General features: G+C 43.0%; 16 protein-coding genes. All 16 read right to left on the reverse strand.

Features of this window, described 5'->3' with window-relative positions; genetic code table 11:
• Positions 1-34 precede the first annotated feature (34 nt).
• Positions 35-1,057: an acyltransferase family protein gene (locus BQ9893_RS07085; protein ID WP_075965470.1), complete on the reverse strand. Its 1,023-nt coding sequence runs from the start codon at positions 1,055-1,057 to the stop codon at positions 35-37.
• Positions 1,036-2,025 carry a glycosyltransferase family 2 protein gene (locus tag BQ9893_RS07090; RefSeq protein ID WP_075965471.1) on the reverse strand — a complete coding sequence of 330 codons (990 nt, stop codon included), beginning with the start codon at positions 2,023-2,025 and terminating at the stop codon, positions 1,036-1,038. Before BQ9893_RS07090 ends, BQ9893_RS07085 begins: the two co-directional genes overlap by 22 nt.
• Positions 2,026-2,118: 93 nt before the next feature.
• Complete coding sequence (locus BQ9893_RS07095) at positions 2,119-2,964, reverse strand: acyltransferase family protein (protein ID WP_234243936.1); 846 nt, start codon at positions 2,962-2,964, stop codon at positions 2,119-2,121.
• Positions 2,965-2,968: 4 nt separating this feature from the next.
• Positions 2,969-3,301, reverse strand: a complete 333-nt coding sequence (locus BQ9893_RS07100; RefSeq protein WP_075965472.1) for a hypothetical protein — start codon at positions 3,299-3,301, stop codon at positions 2,969-2,971.
• Positions 3,302-3,317: 16 nt separating this feature from the next.
• Positions 3,318-4,784: an MATE family efflux transporter gene (locus tag BQ9893_RS07105; RefSeq protein WP_244058336.1), complete on the reverse strand. Its 1,467-nt coding sequence runs from the start codon at positions 4,782-4,784 to the stop codon at positions 3,318-3,320.
• A gap of 129 nt (positions 4,785-4,913) precedes the next feature.
• Entirely contained in the window at positions 4,914-5,795 is an 882-nt protein-coding gene (locus tag BQ9893_RS07110; protein ID WP_244155088.1) for a glycosyltransferase family 4 protein, read from the reverse strand.
• A gap of 34 nt (positions 5,796-5,829) precedes the next feature.
• Positions 5,830-6,006, reverse strand: coding sequence for a hypothetical protein (locus BQ9893_RS21605; RefSeq protein ID WP_167369852.1), 177 nt, complete (start codon positions 6,004-6,006; stop codon positions 5,830-5,832).
• 7 nt (positions 6,007-6,013) lie between these two features.
• On the reverse strand, positions 6,014-7,219 hold the full coding sequence (gene wecC, locus BQ9893_RS07115; protein ID WP_075965475.1) for a UDP-N-acetyl-D-mannosamine dehydrogenase: 1,206 nt from the start codon (positions 7,217-7,219) through the stop codon (positions 6,014-6,016).
• A 30-nt stretch (positions 7,220-7,249) separates the two neighbouring features.
• A complete protein-coding gene (locus tag BQ9893_RS21880) occupies positions 7,250-7,849 on the reverse strand; it encodes a sugar transferase (protein ID WP_087880678.1) in 600 nt (199 codons plus the stop codon).
• A 734-nt stretch (positions 7,850-8,583) separates the two neighbouring features.
• The gene (locus BQ9893_RS07125; protein ID WP_075965477.1) at positions 8,584-9,639 is read right to left on the reverse strand and encodes an HNH endonuclease; all 1,056 of its coding nucleotides are present in this window, start codon (positions 9,637-9,639) and stop codon (positions 8,584-8,586) included.
• Positions 9,617-11,674 (reverse strand): AAA family ATPase, encoded by a 2,058-nt coding sequence (locus BQ9893_RS21090; protein ID WP_081415399.1) that lies wholly within the window; start codon positions 11,672-11,674, stop codon positions 9,617-9,619. The genes BQ9893_RS07125 and BQ9893_RS21090 overlap by 23 nt, the downstream gene beginning before the upstream one ends.
• Complete coding sequence (locus tag BQ9893_RS07140) at positions 11,671-12,381, reverse strand: tyrosine-protein phosphatase (protein ID WP_075965478.1); 711 nt, start codon at positions 12,379-12,381, stop codon at positions 11,671-11,673. Before BQ9893_RS07140 ends, BQ9893_RS21090 begins: the two co-directional genes overlap by 4 nt.
• 52 nt (positions 12,382-12,433) lie before the next feature.
• Positions 12,434-14,854 carry a GumC family protein gene (locus BQ9893_RS07145; protein WP_075965479.1) on the reverse strand — a complete coding sequence of 807 codons (2,421 nt, stop codon included), beginning with the start codon at positions 14,852-14,854 and terminating at the stop codon, positions 12,434-12,436.
• Between the two features lie 35 nt (positions 14,855-14,889).
• Positions 14,890-15,684: a polysaccharide biosynthesis/export family protein gene (locus BQ9893_RS07150; protein WP_075965480.1), complete on the reverse strand. Its 795-nt coding sequence runs from the start codon at positions 15,682-15,684 to the stop codon at positions 14,890-14,892.
• Between the two features lie 92 nt (positions 15,685-15,776).
• Positions 15,777-16,337 (reverse strand): UpxY family transcription antiterminator, encoded by a 561-nt coding sequence (locus BQ9893_RS07155; protein ID WP_005649028.1) that lies wholly within the window; start codon positions 16,335-16,337, stop codon positions 15,777-15,779.
• 778 nt (positions 16,338-17,115) lie between these two features.
• Positions 17,116-18,330, reverse strand: a complete 1,215-nt coding sequence (locus BQ9893_RS07170) for a tyrosine-type recombinase/integrase (protein WP_075965482.1) — start codon at positions 18,328-18,330, stop codon at positions 17,116-17,118.
• Between the last annotated feature and the right edge of the window lie 2 nt (positions 18,331-18,332).

The raw sequence follows: 18,332 nt of genomic DNA on the forward strand, positions 1-18,332 counted from the left end.
ATTTATTAGGTAAATAAAATAGGACACATTCATACTAACACAGAAATTTGGTGTATTTGCATCCGGCTATAATCACACTTGATACATAGCAGACGATGAAAGTGCCCACGAAGGCGACCAACGGAGTTAACTCTTTGGTATACAAAAATACCCCCCCCATTCTATAATAGATAAGTCTCAGAACTATTTCTTGCATCACATATATTCCCATCGAATTCATTGCGATACTTCGGCATACAGTGTATAGTTTTCCATTGCATCTGTCTTCCAGTTTTATAAATACAGCGACATAGATAATTGTGACTAATCCATAGCTTACCATTTTAAGAGTATGGTGGACAAACAGGATTAAAACTTTTACTTTCAAGTCCGATGCCAGTTCCGGACGCATCCCGTCCATTCCCAAAACCAATGTTACCGCAAAGAATAACCCCATATAAACAGCCGATAAAATGCATATTGTTGACCAATTGACAGTTCTCAGCCGCTCACGATTTCTAAAGAAAATTCCACCAAGATGGAAAAAAAGCAGATAATAAAGCGATTGATTAAAACGGAACGGAATTCCCGGCCAAGGCAGAATAGCAATAATCATGAGTACTAACATCAAGTTACGTCCCTTGAGACAGTGCTGTATGCCATATTCCATTAAAAAGCACCAAAAGAGCATCGGAAGAAACCAAAGATGTCCGTATCCCCCAATAATTTTCCAAAAATGTTCCAGATTAAGAAGTTTTGACGGACCAAAGAATATCAATGTCATGATAATGCCCCAACACATACACGGCACAAACAGCCGTTTCAGCTTACCGGCTAGTAATAATCGGAAAGAAATGACTTTCTTTTGGAGCGAAAAGGCGAATACATACCCGGAAATCAGGACAAAAGTCTCCAGCATTCCACTGTATGCCAGTTTTCCTCCCCAGTAAAATCCTTCATTGGGTTGGGCATAGGAAGGCATATCCCAACCACCGCAATAGGGCGCAAGAGCATGATAGAGCACGAGCAGAATGATTACGAACGTCCTGATAATATCTATTTCCTTAAGTCTTTCCATATATTTTTAATGTATTTGAATATGGGATATACACCAAGCAAAGAACCGAAATACTCGATTTTACTGAGAGTACGCATCCTGCTGTGACGAATGACTGTAATACTGTTGATTTCCGGATATGTATTGTGCCAAATCCGACGGATTCGCGGCATCAGCATATATCTATCAAGATACATTCTTGAACCAACTTTCAGCGCATTTATCTCGTCTGTATACTTTTCATAAATACCTTTGGAGCGAAGAAAGGTGAAAATCAGATCAAGATTCTCCTTACGCTGATTGAGTTTATTAATCTGGATCTCAGCACTGCCATAACTTGTAATTGACGCAGGATTAAAAAAATAGTAATAAAATGGTTTCATCAAGTATCCTACATTCCGGCTATTCCAAACCAATTGGATTATCGTCGCCAGATCCTCGTTCATATTTTGCCTTGGAAATGTTATCCCATCGTAAAGACTACGTTTGATCAAAGCGCCACACAAGCTCCCCATCAACCGCCCGCAAAGCAATGATGACATCAGGAAGTCTTTATTATTGGTAGAAACCTTGCGCGGGGCGGAAGCATATGTAGAAACACCATCGCTACGATAGAAATCATAAAAGACCATATCGTAATGGCCGGATAGGGCAAAAGCATATAGTTCCTTTATGGCATGCACATCCATCCAGTCATCGCTATCGCAATGAACCGTGTAATCACCAGAGGCCAATTGAATCCCTTGTCGTCGAACAGCGGGCAGGCCGCTGTTCGACGACAACCTCTCAATTCGTGTCAGCCTCTTTCGATGCGGATATTTTTCCAGAGTTCTCTGCAAGATCTCCACCGACTTGTCTGGAGAACAATCATCCACAAAGATGTATTCAATGTCATCAAACGTTTGGGCGAACAACGATTCAGCGCACCGCTCAATATATTCCTCTACTCTATAAATCGGTACAATGATTGATACTTTCGGATTATCCATGATTTTTAGCTGTCAGTTTTTTTAATTGTTCTATTCCAAGGGCAATTAAATAACTCAATGTTATGAAGATAACAAAAGTGATTAAGTTTGAAATTACCCCCCCAGTTTTGTGTTATAAAAGCTACTGTTTGTTCTGATAAAATCCCTGAACAACCACAGAAAAGGAGCATGTATAGCCATTATCGTGAGTGAATTAGCTCCCAAAGATGCCAATATTCTGTTTGTAGTTGTTATCTTGTTGAAAGGCTTGAAATTCAACAAAAGATATATGGCACAGAAAGCTCCGGCATAGAATATAAACGGGAAACTGGAAAATTTCAGTTGCGAAATATCAAATTGATAATGTGCCAAACGGCAGAACGCTATGGCTATGATATATCCGGCTATAGCAATAACGGTTGCTTTTTTAATTGCCCCCTCTGCTTGTGTCAGCCCTTTGTCGTTCATCCATTTGCCGACAGCATAGAATGGCAAAGAGAACAGCCCCTGCCCGATATAAAACGGCAAATTGATCTTGGAATATGCGACAGCCAGCCCAATTACAAAAGAAACGATAAGAATAACGTTTTGTTTCTTAACGGTTTTGTCCAAAAAATAATATATGACACATATATAAAAAAGAGCGACCAAGAACCACAACGGACCATCAAATGCGGCGATATGATGGATGCTCAGTTTATCAAGCGGTATTCCCTGCAACCCCATGCTAAAATAAAATACAGCGAATATCAGAGAATATTCCCCAAAGGGAATAAGCAACCGTTTTGCTCTTGATTGAATAAATCCTTGTTTGGGATGATAAAACATACCGGCCAAAAAGAAAAACAAAGGCATATGGAAAATGCAAATTTCCTTTATAAGGATTGCGGTGGCATGTCCCCAAACGACAAGGATTATGCCGATGCCTTTAAGTATGTCTATACGAATGTCCCTTTCCATTATTTCAAAAGTTTAAGTTCCTCTTCCTTTCTTCTGCAAGAAATACATCCGCAGCACTATAATCTGCCCAAAGAACTTCTTTGTATTTTTCCTCTTTATCTGTTTCACTGATAGTACGTTTCTGCAAACCGATATTATCGAGAAAAGTAATCATGCAGTTGTCCTTATCTCCATTGACAGCAAAGAACGGCATATGAAAAAACGAGCGCATGAAACGAACCGCTGGTAACAAACATTGCAATTTGACCAAATTAAGGAATTCCAAAAGCCCCGTAACAAGCTGCTGTTTAAAAGGATACAAATCGCAACGGAGTGTATTGTATACTGTTGCCACCACCTTTATTCCCTACATTTTATTGTTTTTTTAAGAACATGAATTTATTTGTTACCGTACTGATTACGAACCCTCTTTCTTTAGCATCAAGCCCGAATTTATAGATAACAAGTCCGGAAATGATAAGGCTGGTCAATACGACAAGTATATGACTACCCCAACTTGAGGTTAGAAATTTATGCAAAAAGAATGGGACCGGAATGATGCAGACCGACACCCAAAGACACCTAAACATCACTTCCACGACATACCTCCTAACCGGGAAATTCACTTTGTGTTTGAGATAGAATATTCTGTAACAGTGAGTAATGAAATTGATGGCAATTCTGACAATCACCGCATAGACGGGACTGCAACCGAACTTGAACAATACATATATAATCGGAATATTCATAATTATCATCGAAGAAACGGTAAACTGATACTTGGCTATATTGCCTATTGTTTCAGATGACACCCAAAGACTTCCGGATAATGCATCAATAAGCAGGAAGATGAGATAAAGCTGAATGAACTGTACTGTATATTGAGGGACACAGACAAGCCATAACTCAACGACAGGCCGACAAATCAAAATCAACGGATAAGCGACGAAAAAGAGCAGGAAATACGACAATTTTGACGAGCGGAAAACAAGTTCCAGAAATCTGGATTTATCCCCTGAAAAATAGGACTGGACAATCTGTGGCTGCACCGCTTTCTGAAAGTTTGTAACCAAAGTATTGACAGCACTGAACACTTGCGAGGCTACCCCCATTGCCGCATTGACAGCAACCGTGAAAAAAATATTCAAAAGTATTGATATGCCTTGTATGGATGCGACATGGGCTATACCGCCGAAAAGGCTCCATGAAGAAAAGAAAAGCATTTCTTTCAGCAGCTTTATGTCAAAATAGAACCGGAATCTGCAAGTCGTGAAATTACGCTTGCAATAAATGGCATAAATGATATTCAACAATATCCCAACGGTCATAAGGGCAACGGCGTACAACACCAGACGATTGTCTTCAGCCCAAAAAAGGAGAAATACTGTTCCCAATTTTGCCATTACCTCAATGATGCTGACATAAGCGAAAAAAGACATCCTCTCATATGCAATAATGCTCGACTCATCAGGAATCCTGATAAAATGAAGACAAGCGGTCACTACAGAAATATGGTACACAACCCGTGCTGCATCTTGTGTTTCCGGAGGAATATTCAATTTTGTTTCAAAGAAGTAGAGCCCCACTGTTTCCAATACGAAGCCGATAAATACCGCTATTGCAAAATGTATCAGAAGGCTCATGGAATAAACCCTCGAGACTCTGTCGTGATTGCCTTTTCCCAATTCCACGTTCAGAAAACGTTGGGTGGCCTTTGTCATTGCGGAATTAATAAAAGACAGAAGTGCGATAAAGCCGCCAACAACATTGTATACTCCAAAATCGTTCTCTCCCAACACTTCCAATATAATCCTGGAAGTATATAGAGATACGGGCATCATTACGAATGTCCGTATATAAAGCATTAACGTATTGCGTGCTATGCGTTTGTTTGATGACTGCATTTATAACTATCCTACATTTTTTAATCTCAATTGCAACCTGAATGACAATAGAGTGTCAGCGGCAAATCAATTGGTCTGATGGTATATCGAAGCTAACTTTTCCACACCGTCTGCAAGCGTGAACCGACTGGATATTACTTTTGATTTTCTACCCATCATTTCTCGGACTTCACGATTATTAACAAGTATCTCAATCCTGTCAGAAAGCTCTTCAACATTCTCTTTTTCAAAAAGATATCCGTTTTCTCCCTCATGTACGATTTCAGGAATGCCCCCAACTCGTGTACCAATAACAGGCAACGAATAGTTTAGGGCCTCCATAATACTAAGAGAAAGTCCTTCTGTACGGGAAGGCTGCAAGTAAATATCAGAAATATTCAAAATATCATTAATGTCATTTCGTATTCCCAAAGACATAATCTTTCTATTCAATCCGGCCTCGGCAATCAATTGCCTCAAGCTATTACTGTCTTCAGAATTTTCGCTAATTCCGATGACAAGCACTATTATATCGTTTTTAAGTCTGTTGGAGTCCATCAGACTCTGAATACTTTTGACAAGTATATCGAATCCCTTGATACGAATATTGAATCCGATTGTAGTCAACACGACTACCCCCTTTGGTATGTCCAATGTTTTTTTCAGATTTGGGTTGACAATCTTTTTTTTCCGGACTCCCAAGTATAGGACTTCACTCTTTGAAGAAAAACCTACGCCTTCAATCATTTCTTTCTTTACGCCACAACTGACACAAAGGAATCTTTCAAAAGGAAAAAAACAGAACTTCAGATATAATTTTTTAAGTTTGTTGGAAACAAAGATTTCACTATGGCGGGTTGAAATAATCCGAATCCGGGGAAACAGAATTCGCAAGAATGGTGCAATAAGATAACTTCCAAAATGAAAATGAACAATGTCTATTTTCTCACGTTTGATGACACCTATCACAAATTTGAAATATTGAAATGTGGAAATGCTTTGTTTACAAAGTATTACCCCCCCACTTATTGATGTCATTTACATAGTTTTCACTGATTGGCATCGACTCGTATACAAAAATAAATTTATCAACACGGCATATCTTGACCAATTCAGCGAAGTAGGATTCTACTCCGCCGTATTTAGTCGATTTCATACCTGTCAGTTCTAAAATATTCATATATTCACTATTTTTTGAATATTCCACAAAAGTCCAATATCACCTTATCCTCTCGCCATTCTAATTCTTTGAACGGAGTGTGTGCTGTAAGGAATACCACGATGTCCGCCTTGTCGTAGGCTTCTTTGTAATCTGTTAACTTGAACACATGGTGCTCCTTTACATTGGGTTCCACAACCAGGATATTGGCATTATTGCAACTCTGCATCACTTTCGTGGTAATATATTTTGCAGGACTCTCACGCAAATCGTCGATATTCGGTTTGAAAGCCAACCCCATCATGGCAACGCAAGGTTTCCGATGATGTTTCAGTTCAAATTCCAGCATGGCATTTTTCACTTTTTCTGCGCACCAAAAACTCTTATAGTTGTTAATTTCACGGGCATCGGCAATCAATTTACTCTCTGCTGGAAAATCAGCAGTGATAAAATAAGGGTCAATAGCTATACAATGACCTCCCACGCCACAACCAGGCTGCAAGATGCTAACCCGCGGATGTTTGTTGGCAAGATTGATAAGTTCCCACACATTGATACCGGCCTTGTCACAAATCAAGGAAAGTTCATTCGCAAAGGCTATTTGTACATCCCGACTGGAATTCTCCGTCAGTTTGCACATTTCAGCAGTACGACAGTTGGTTCTATGAAGTGTTCCCTGCACGAATTGAGAATAAAATCCAATGGCCTTATCGGTAGATTCAGGATTTAAACCGCCTATGACCCGGTCGTTATGTATCAGTTCGTAAATCACATTGCCCGGCAATACACGTTCGGGACAATAAGCCACATAAATCCTATCTTCCAATTCAGGACGTTCACTGAAAATGAGGCGGGCCATCGCTTCGGTGGTGCCTACGGGTGAAGTGGACTCGATGACATAAAGGTCGCCTTCCTTTAATAATGGCAATACGGCACGTGTAGCGGCTTCCACATAACTAACGTCCGGTTCATGATTTCCTTTGAACGGGGTGGGAACTACCATAAAATAAGCATCGCTCACCTCCGGCTTTATGGAAGCTTTCAACGAGCCGGCATTCACCACCTCCTGCAACATCTCCTCCATACCCGGCTCAATGATATGCAGATGTCCTGCATTCGTCATATCCACTACCTGGGGGTTAATATCAACTCCTGTAATCTGAATGCCGTGCTTGGCGGCGATAACGGCTGTGGGCAATCCGATATACCCCAAGCCCATAAAACAAGCTTTCATTATCAATCTGTTATATAAGTTATTAATCTTTTAAAATTTCTTTCCGAGTACAATTGAACAGAATGTGTTCAACAGAATTTTAAAGTCGAACCACCATGAGCGATGTCCTAAATAATAAAGGTCATATTCCAAACGTCGGAGCATCTTCTCCATCGTATCCGTATAGCTGTTATATAGTGTGGCATATGATGTTACGCCCGGACGGATTTGGTAAAGATAAGTATATCGCTTGTCGTGTTCAAGTATCTGGTCGATATAAAACTTTCGCTCCGGACGTGGACCGATGAATGCCATATCGCCACGCAGAACATTGTAGAGTTGGGGTAATTCATCCAAATGGTGCGCCCGGATGAAACGACCGGTCTTAGTCAATCGGGAATCATTTTCACCCCCGGTATGACTAAGCTGCGGTCCGAACTTCTCGGCATCCAGACGCATGGAGCGGAATTTGTATATGTAGAACGGGCGCCCGAATCTACCGATACGTTCTTGCTTGAAAATGACACTTCCTCCATCTTCCCTGCGAATGGCAATATAGCAAAACAGGAATAACGGAGAAAAAATGATCAATGCAATCAATGACAGGATAAAATCACCGATACGCTTTACATTGCGCGCAAATGCAGACATTCCATCGGGAATGAAACTGTCCCGTGGCACATATTGGCTGACATGTGTGGTGACAATTATTGCATCATCATTCGGGTCGTCCTTTTTCAGCTTATGCAACCACTTCTGATAAGCATTAAAATTTATTGTATCTGCCATTTTTAACTTTATATAGGTCTCAGTTTGTGAACTTACCTCAACAGAACCTTGCAACAATGAAACAAGGGATTCTCCGGATGTAACCGTACACGGCATCTGAAGACAGTCTGAGTAACTACGAAAATTCATGTAGCCTTGTTGTTTATCAAAAAGACGTAAACCGTATGCGGAATAACCGTATGCACACCATGCACCGATCTGTTTATTCCGATACAAGTGGATATAAGAACCATCATTTTGATTTTCGTTTTCCCTTATAAGATGAACATTCATAAAAGTATATTGTTTATAATTTATCGTAAGCACAAAGCACTATACATTTGACTAATAATCAAGAGGTTTCCTAATCGCATCTATTCTATTTCACCTAAGACATACTTGTGGGGCATGACGAAGAAGTTCCACTCCTCACACGAAGGACAACAGAATCTTTGATAGAGGAACAATCGTGATTATCGTCAATGTTGTTAATGCAGCTTCGTATCCGACCACTGTCTGGACCAAAGCCATAGCTGTTATGGCATGAGCCATAGTGAAACCATGCATAACAACATTGGATATAAAAATATCAGTGTCTTTTATTCTAAGATTAAAGATTACACCAAATCCTGTTGATTGTACAAGTCTTGTTGCAATTTAGTCAACGGACGTAGATGAATGTCCGTTTCATTCTCCAGAAAACCAAAAATGATACGTTTCTGAAGGGAAGGAGTTATGGTCATCCCATCGTATTGATTTTCCATCATCTTCATATAGCTCTTATCCCATGCCTTGCGTTTCCAGATAATTTCTTCCGCCACATCCTTGAATGCGGAATACAGTGGAGTAATGTGGAAACACTTTTCATGATTTTCTCTCAAAAGATTGTTTCCGGGCGCGTCAAAGCAGATCTCCAGGGCTTCCGCTGTATTGCTCTTCAAATATTCAAGTACGACTTTGTCATGTGGTATGCTGAATTGAAACGGATTCAATGTTTCATTGATATCGTTGGTGTATAGATTGAACAAACTCGGATTTTGTTCCTTATGCTTGTTGCATGAACTGCAACTTGGCTGCAAGTTATAGAAATTCGTACACAGGAAAGGATAAATCGATTTTGGATAGAAATGATCCAGCTCAAAAAACGCTTCATAACGGATACTCCGTTTCCCTACCTTCCTTGCAGTTACCGCATATTGGGCATTGCAATACACACACGTGCGGATGTTGATCCTGTTCAGATAGGGGATGATTTGGGAAGACACATCATCATAGCGCATAGCCTCAACTATCCATTCGTAAAAAAGATGTGTTTCGCTCTTTTTGGGGCTCTTTTGGTACTGAATCCTGGTTTTCATCAGCGACTCCGTCTGCGCATTCTTGTCCTTCTCCGTTTTTCCTTTCACCTGAAGTATGGTGTTGAACTCATGGATGAGCATGTTCATCTGTTTCGGTTCAGCGTGGAGCAGATCAGAATGTACGGCAAGGATACGGTCAACGTATGCCAGCAAAACTTTGCCTTGGGTTGTATCTTGCGTAGACAGTATATTATCCCGAAATTTTTTCAGCAGGTCCAACGGCTGCTGGAAATCCGCTCTTCGATTCTTGAACACATTGGCGGCATAATCATCTGCTGCCGCCCGTACCTTATCATCGACGTATATTTTTCTCATGCAGCATATCCTCCAGCATTTTTCTTATGATGGGTTCGCCGATTATCCGATGGATAAACCGTTCCGCCTTATCCATATTCCAACCGTCTTTCACGAGTTTGTCTGACTTCAGATAGCTCACGATGCCCTCTATTTTCTTTTTAGCGAATTCACCCACAAATCCCCTGTCCAAAAAGAAACTTTGAGCCAGTACGTCATTCACGTTCGCCCCGAAAGGATTCACCGTGATGGCATTTTCTCCGTTTATCTGTCTTCCTTCTTCCAAATACAGGATATTGCATTGTGGAATGTCACTCAGGATGAAGGGCGAATGGGTGACAATCAGTATATGGAAAGCACAGTACCAGGTCAGTCCCGTGACGGACAAGTATTTTATCAAAGCATCAACAAATCGCCGCTGCATTTCCGGGTGAAAACAGAGTTCGGCCTCATCCAGCACGATGTTTATTTTACGGTAACGTAAGCGGGTCGTTGATTTGATGGTGCGGATATTGTTGATGTGATAAACCATTGTGCACAGTGTATGCATGAACTGCCTCTCTCCGGAACTCAGATGATGGAAATCCACTTCCACACCGTTTTTATTTTTCAGGACAATGTTTGCGTTAAACAGGGGCGGAGGCAAAGTCTGGATAATCCTTTCCAGATATTGCGCTTTTCCATTCATCATAACCGACTGCCTTTCCTGAGATACTTGTTTCCATATCACCGAGGTAAGCAATACATAATCATCTATGGTAAAGCGTTCACACTGTAGCATTTTTCCCAAATGAGAATTTCTGTTCACCAGTTCCAGACAACAGAGCAGATAACACGTCTGTCTGATTTTGAATGTTATGTGTGACGGATCGGACAAAATTAATTTGACTAAATCCCTGATACTGCTACAGACCTTCTCAAAATCGGCATCACCAATCGGCTTGACACAATTTCTCACACGACCTATCTCACTGTATACCTCATAATCGGCATATTTTGCAGCAATGGCGAATGTCTTATAGACCAGGTAGAGGTACAATTCAGCCGTCATTCCATTTGCCCGGTCTGTATCAAATCCATAGGCACGGACAATTTGGGAGGCATAGTGCATAGGATCTTTTACCGCATCACAAAACAAGTTCATGAACTGTTGCCGGTCGGCTGCCCCCGTGAATTGCCTGCATTTGTCTATCAGTTTACCATCATTGCGGCTGAACTCAATCCTTCCGGTAGTATATCCCGGCATAAACTCCTTTTGTCTTTTGCGGTTCTTATAGAATATCAGAAGAGAAAGGGCGTAAGTATCTATCAGCTCATCAATATTTCCCATATCTATAGTCCCGTGGTTGCGATAGGGATTCAGCACGATGGGAGTCATATAGCCGTCGTTCTTATGAAACATCTCGTCTATCCAAGTGCTTTTCATGGCTAATATCGGTTCATTATCCTGTAACCAGAGCGTGCCGTCTGACGTGTATTCATCCGGTAGGAACGCTTGCATGGAATAATTAATGACAATAGTATAGAACAAACAGTGGGACAGTTTGCCCAGTTCTTTCCGGGTAAGGCTTTCAAGCGGCTCATAACCGGCAAACTCGTCCTCGTTATCCGCTTTGCCACGTATAGGAGGGAACTTGAACTTTTCCTTTCCGTATTCAAACGCCACTGTATCTCCATAGTTATGGATGCAGCAATACGTCTTTACATCCGTTTTGGGGTCTGTCACCACAAAATCAAGGTCGGCATACAGGTCGGGAACAAAACCCAGGTGCGGTTCTGTGGGTTTATGTTTCAAACTACGTTTCAGGCAGTAACCCAAATTATTGAACATACGGTATGTCAAGTCCAACAAAGAACTTTTGCCACTTCCATTCTTGCCGACAATGGCACTTATTGTCACCCCCGCAGCAAAGAAATCCCTTTCAAGCGACCCGCACTCATCACCATAGCCATTGAACTGATATTGTTCACCTTGTTTCAAGATGCGCAGTACGTTCCTGTTCCAGCGGTCATCCTTTCGGATTACAAGTCTCGTCAATGCAAAATTTGCAATCATTGATCACTTTGTTTCTGTAAGATTCCAATGACTTCCGATTTTACTGCCGAAGCGACCAATGTCTTGTAACAGCCTATGGCATGGATGTCACAACCGGTACGGTCGTACATTCCGGCTTTCAGCAGGGCTTCGGCCTTTTCCTGCACATGTTTTCCGTACATTCCGGCCAACGAGGGCAAATTGAGCTGGAAGGAGACATGCTCGTCCTTCAAGGCCTGATAATCCTTCTTCTGCATATATTCATACCGTTCCGAATGTGCCAGCAACGGGTAATAACCTTTCTTTTGGATGCGTTGCAGGACAGAGAGCAGTTCCATTGGTGGATTGAAATAGGAGGTTTCCACCAACAGGTAACGTTTCCCCTCCTCTAGGGGCAGCAGGTCATCTTTTTCCAACCGCTCCTCAAAGAGATTGTCCATCATGTATTCCGCAGCCAAGGCAAGTTCCAGTGTGCCGTTATAACTCCGTTTCAATTCTTGGAACTTTTCCTGCAAGGTCACAGTTTCATTAGGGATGTCCTCCATAATGTGCGGCGTGAGCCACAGCTTTCTGACTCCCTGCTTTTCCATCATATCTAGAATTCGGAGTGATTCATCCAATGTTCCCACCCCGTCATCCACTCCCGGAAGGAGATGGCTGTGACAGTCGGTCATTCCTTTCAGGATACCGCTCCGGGCGAAGGTTATTGTCTTACGAAAGGGCCACATGATAGTTGAGTGTGAAAATTAAAAGTTCTTATGAGAACGATAACATGCAAAATCAATCACTTGATGACCACCCATTTACCCCCCCCCCCATTTTTCCTTTATTTCCATAGTAGGAGGAGTAGCCGTTGCGATAGCCATATCTATAGCCATAGCGGCCTCCGGCACTTTCTGTACCGTTCAGTATCACGCTGAGGTTCTTGAAACGTTTCTCCTGATAAATATTTTCTAGTTCGGGCAGCATGCTACGGTCCAATAAACCGCTGCGGACTACAAAGACGGTGCGGTCAGCCAGTTTCTCGATGATCTGCGCATCGGCCACGATATCGATAGGCGGACAGTCAATAAAGATATAGTCATACTCGCTGCGAAGCACCTCTATCAAAGTGGCCAGCTTGCCGTCCTCCAACAGTTCCGTCGGGTTTGGGGGAACAGTACCGATAGGAATGATATGCAGGTTGTCGTATTTTTCATCCTTCACGATAATCTCCTTCCAGTCACTGACACGGTTGCCCAGATAATCACTTAAACCAGTCTTCGGGGAATCCACGTAGGAGGAGGTGGAGCCGTGACGCAGGTCACCGTCTATCACCAATATTCTCTTTTTCTTGATGGCAAAGCTCATGGCAATGTTCATGGCAAGGAACGACTTGCCGCTGCCAGGATTAAACGAGGTAAGCATGAACACGTTCTGACCGCTGTCCTTGCCTGCCATAAAGTCAATATTGGAACGTAACACGCGGAACGCTTCATTGATAATGTTACGGTTGCCTTCCTTCACCACGATGGCTTTCATGACAGACTGTGTGTGTTTATCGAATCCCAATTTCTTCTTAGCACTGAGATATTGGGGGATCTCACCGATGAACGGAATGCTTAGGTTTTCCAGATCCTTTCGCCCGCGCACCTTGGTATTCATATTTTCCTTCATGAAAATAATCACCGCCGGAACAAGCAGACCGATGGCGAATGCCACCAAAAGGATATTCATCTTTCGGGGGGCTGTGGGAAGCATGCTGCCTCTCGGAGCGGTAATCACACGTGTATTGTAGGCGGTGAAAGCCTGTGAAAGCTCGTTCTCCTCACGTTTCTGGAGCAGATAAAGATACAGTTCCTCCTTCACCTTCTGCTGGCGTTCCACAGAAAGCAGATATTTCGCCTGGTTCGGGTTGGAAGCCAGTTGGCTGGTGGTCGTGGCTTCCTGTTGGCGGATGTTGCGTATTTGGGTATTGAGCGAAACAATCAGGTTGTCCACCGACTGAATGATGGTACGCTGCATGCTTTGCAGTGAGTTAGCCATGTCTTTTGCCAAAGGGTTCTTCTCGCTACTGTTGGCGATCAGGCGGTTACGTTCGAGCACGATCGTGTTATATTCACCGATCTGGCTCTCGATATTGACATTAGCGATACCGGAGTTGGTGGGTAACAGCTGGCTGAGTTTCTTGTTGTTCAACTCTTTCCGGATATACTGTGCGGTGGAAAGCTGGCTGTTGAGTGCCAGCAACTCCTTCTTGTTCTCGGCGGATTGGGACAGGTAGAGGCTGGATGCCGCCTGCACATCCGGCAGCAGGTGCTCACTCTTGTAACCGGCGATGTTCTCATCTACATTGCCCAGCTCGTTTTCGATCACGCTCAGACGGTCACCGATGAACTGCGAAGTACTGACGGCGATCTGGTTCTTGTCCTGAATCCATTTCTCGTTGTACATTTCAATCAGGGTGTTCAGAATGTCTTCAGCCTTCTGAATGGAGGCATCGTTGATACTCAGATTGATAATGGTGGCATCCTCGTTTCCCAATTCCGCATGCAAAGCGGCTGTATAATAATCGGTGACGGCACACACATTACCTTTTCTATAACGTATGGAAGTGCCCACGAATGAATCGTTCCAATATTTTGTGAAATTGATGACAAGTGTGCCTATTTCAGTACGGATGGAATCGCCCATCTTTCCGGAGAACTCTTCCCCAAACGCTTTCCCGTTTACTTCCATGTCGGATATGACAAACGTTTCTTTGGATGAAATATCTATTGTAAAACCGACAGGAGTTTCATCCAAGTGGCGATAGGTGACTGCTAAAGGCGAACTTTTGTATAATTCCACATCTTTCAGTCCTTTGCGGACAGTATAGGTCTCGTTTAATCCCAACCGCTGTACCACCTCGGTCATCAGCGTGGGCGATTTCAGGGTGAGCAACTCATTGTTGATATTGGTATTCGACTTGAAGATACCCAAGTCAGAAAATTCACTGACCGCATTGGTGGATGTTCCTCCCTTGGAATCATCTTTCACCAAAATGGCAGCGGTACGGGTGTAAATGTTCGGGGTGCCCAGCAGGTACAAGGCGGCTGTCGCCAGGGTTACGAACAGGGAGAGGGCAAACCAGTGCCACCGGGGCATGAAAATCCCCCACAGGTCTTGTATGCGTATGAAGTCGTCAGCAGGCTTGCTGGCGGTTGTTTTCTTTTCTGTCATATTATAAAAATATAAAGTGATTCCTTTTCTGATGGTTACTTGAATATTAGCACACCCAACGAAGTGAGGAATGAAGCGACGCTGATCCATAGCGATACGGACTTCACGTTATTCTCGTTGATGGTGCTCTGACCGGCACGCATCTTATTGGGCTGCACATAAATCACATCGTTTTGCTTCAAATAGTAGACCGGAGATTTAAAAATGTCCTTACTACGAAGATCTACCCAGTGGGTGACACGCTCACCGTTTTCCTCGCGGATGACAAAGATAGCATCACGTTTACCGGTAATGGTCAAGTCGCCCGCCATGCTGATGGCTTCAAGCAAAGTGATCTGGTCTTTGGTTATGTTGTACTTGCCGGGGGTTTTTACCTCACCTAACACGGAGAAATAGAGATTCATGAACTCTACGGTCACTACCGGATCTTTCACCAAGTCCTCTTCCATCAGCCGTTTCTTGATAAGGGCGGCAATCTGGCTTTTGGTCATACCGGCAATATGAAGCGTACCAATGACCGGAAAGTCTATGTTTCCCTTGTCATCGAGCGTGTAACCGGATATTTCACCATTATTGTTGCTACTACGTAAATCGGTAGTTCCTGCCCGATACTGGACACGTGTCAGGTTGAACAACGCTGCCAACTGCGGGTCTTTACTGGATACCATGATGGAAATTTGGTCCTTGGGCTGCACGGTGATGTCTCTTGCACCCACAATCGCTTCAGGCTGATTCACAGCAATGTCTTGAAAGTAAAGAATCTCCTTCGAAGTGTGACAGGATGTAAACAACACTATCGCAAAGAGATAAATCAAAAATCGATTCTTCATATTTATATCTGTACAGTTTATATTATTTCTAATTTGTAATTTCAATTAATTTTTATCGTAATTTTTGCGAAGTCCCGTAAAAGCCAGCGGTTTTAGGAAAGAACTTCAATCAGATCGGGGTGCACCTCAGCGGAAACGGCCATGACACCCTCCAATAGGACAACCACCCTACGGTTTCTCTTGCCCTGCACCCGCACAAACATGCCCTTCACGTTATCGAACTTGCCACCGTGGATACATACACGCATTCCTCTTTTCAAGTCTATCTCTTCGGGCCTATAATAAACAGTGTCCTCCTCATAATGAGAAGCTATCTTGATGAAGCTGTCCATCTGGTCATCCGGTACGGTAATATATTCCGCCCCCGTGCTCTTTTCCCACATGGCGAATTGCAAGAAATTGTATCGTTTCTTGAATTCAGTGATCTGCGAATGGCTGGCGTGGACGAAAAGCAGACTCGGTATAACCGGCACCAACTTTTTTGACTTCACTCCATGATAAGTTCTTACGGCATAATGTTTCGGGATAAAATATTCCAAACCATATTCCTTGTCTTTCAGCCTGTCCTCTGCCATTTTCTCATTCTTGTAGGCGCGCATGACGAACCATCGGACCTGCCTTTTTTCCTCCGCTGTAAAAAGACTCGTACTCATATTCCGAAACATTTTATAGGTGTGGATATAACCCTAGTTCATGCCAACCTACATATTGGCATGTATTACAATGGATTACGTTCCCTTTTCTCATAATATCCATTGTTAGTTCCATACTTTTGACAAAGTGTACAGACCTCATTTCCGGGGCTTCCGTCACTACTTCTCTTGGCAAGAGAAATATCCGGGGATCATATTTTACGTAACTGGTTGACGAACAGATAGAAATACGGAACGGCATTATGGTACTTATCCAACATATGTTAAGCAAATACACTCTGTATGAATGTTTTGGTTAATTTTATCACCCGTTTTCTATTGTTTTTTCAATATTTTACGTAATTTTGCGCATTGTAATATTTCTCTTGCCAAGAAAACGAGCCATATGCTCAACAATTTTTATTGTATTACAAAACGCCTTCAAAAATCCTTTTTTAAAAACATCCGGTTTTAAATTGTCAATAAGAATATCTCCAACGGTATCCTGCCGCTATATTGACAGTTCATGGATCTTTTCTGGTACTTTTCTTTTTAAGAGAAATACCGGAAAGGGATAGTTCTGATAATCAGATGCTATATATGGAACCTGACAAGGATTTGTTTGACAATTAAACCGGAATTTGAAACATTTTCTTTCGAAGAAAACTGTTTTTTATCATACAGGTGGATATTTTCCTATATTTTACCTATCTTTGCAATGTCTAATATTTCTCTTAAAAAGAGAAGCAGGATTGGTATAGCCTTTTATTCAGTATTCTGCGTGTCGCATTTGTTCCCGTTATAAAGATTTAAGTATGATGTCATTTGCTTTGTCTACCTGTGAGGTGTCCAGTGAGGCGAGGTAGATTTTGGTCGTGTTCTCCGAATCATGTCCCATCGCCTCGCTGATGGTTGCCAGCGGGACATTTTTGCTTCTGGCAATACTCGCCCAGGCATGGCGCGCTACATACATCGTGAGCGGCATGCCGAGCCCGAGCCGTTTCCCAAGTTCTTTGAGTTTCCCGTTGATGAAATGCGCTGTGCTCCTGTACTGCCGCACGGCATCCTTAGCCGTATCTTTGATGACCGGAAAAAGGTAGGGGCTGTCATTATGGCCATACCTGTCCAGTATCTCCTGCATGGGTTTCTCCCATTTAATGGACAGACGCCGTCCGGTTTTCTGCCTGCGGTAGGTTAGCACACCGCTCTTCAGATCAGCTTTTTTCAGGTAGGCAATGTCAACGAACGACATGCCACGGGTATAAAAGCTCAGCATGAACATGTCCCTGGCGTATTCCATGCCCGGAGAAATGCGAAGGTCCAGATCGCGTATCATGCGGATCACTTTCAACGGAACAGCACGTTTTACGGTCTTGTCTATCCCGGTGTAGACATGTTTGAAAGGGCTGCGCTGTATCGTCAGTTCCTTGTCCACCGCACGGTTGTAGACGGCACGCAGGTTCCGCATATAATAGGAGGTGCTGTTCGGACATATTCCCTTATCCTTCAGCCATGCCTCGTATTCCAGCATGAGGGTAGAACCGATATCCTCCAGCGGGATGTCGCCGTCCCTACCCCAAAAGCGCGTGAAGCTGTTCAGTACGGTGGTATACCTTTCAGCGGTGCGCTTCTTGCCGACACGCTCCAGTTCCTCTACTAGCCTCTTTCCGAAGGCCATGAAATTATAGCTGTCAGCAGGAGGCGGGTTGTGAAAAAATTCCACAACCCTGTCGGCAGGATAGGTACCACCGGACCGTTCCAGTCCGGCGATGATACTTTCCAGACGGCGAACGTCTTTTTTCATCCGCTCCTTTAACGCAAGCAGAAGGCTTCTTCTGGCATCATCGGATACCGACAGTATGATTTCCGATGCATGTTCGTCCCATTCCGACGGGAAAATCTTGTAACCGGTGTTGATCTGACGTGCCACCCTTCCATGAATAATCTGGAAATAAAGCGTCCCTTCCCTGCCTTCCACGGAAGAGGGTCTGAATTTGGTTCTGATTGTTGCCATTG

This window comes from Parabacteroides massiliensis, assembly GCF_900155425.1.
In the GTDB taxonomy this organism is placed as follows: domain Bacteria; phylum Bacteroidota; class Bacteroidia; order Bacteroidales; family Tannerellaceae; genus Parabacteroides; species Parabacteroides massiliensis.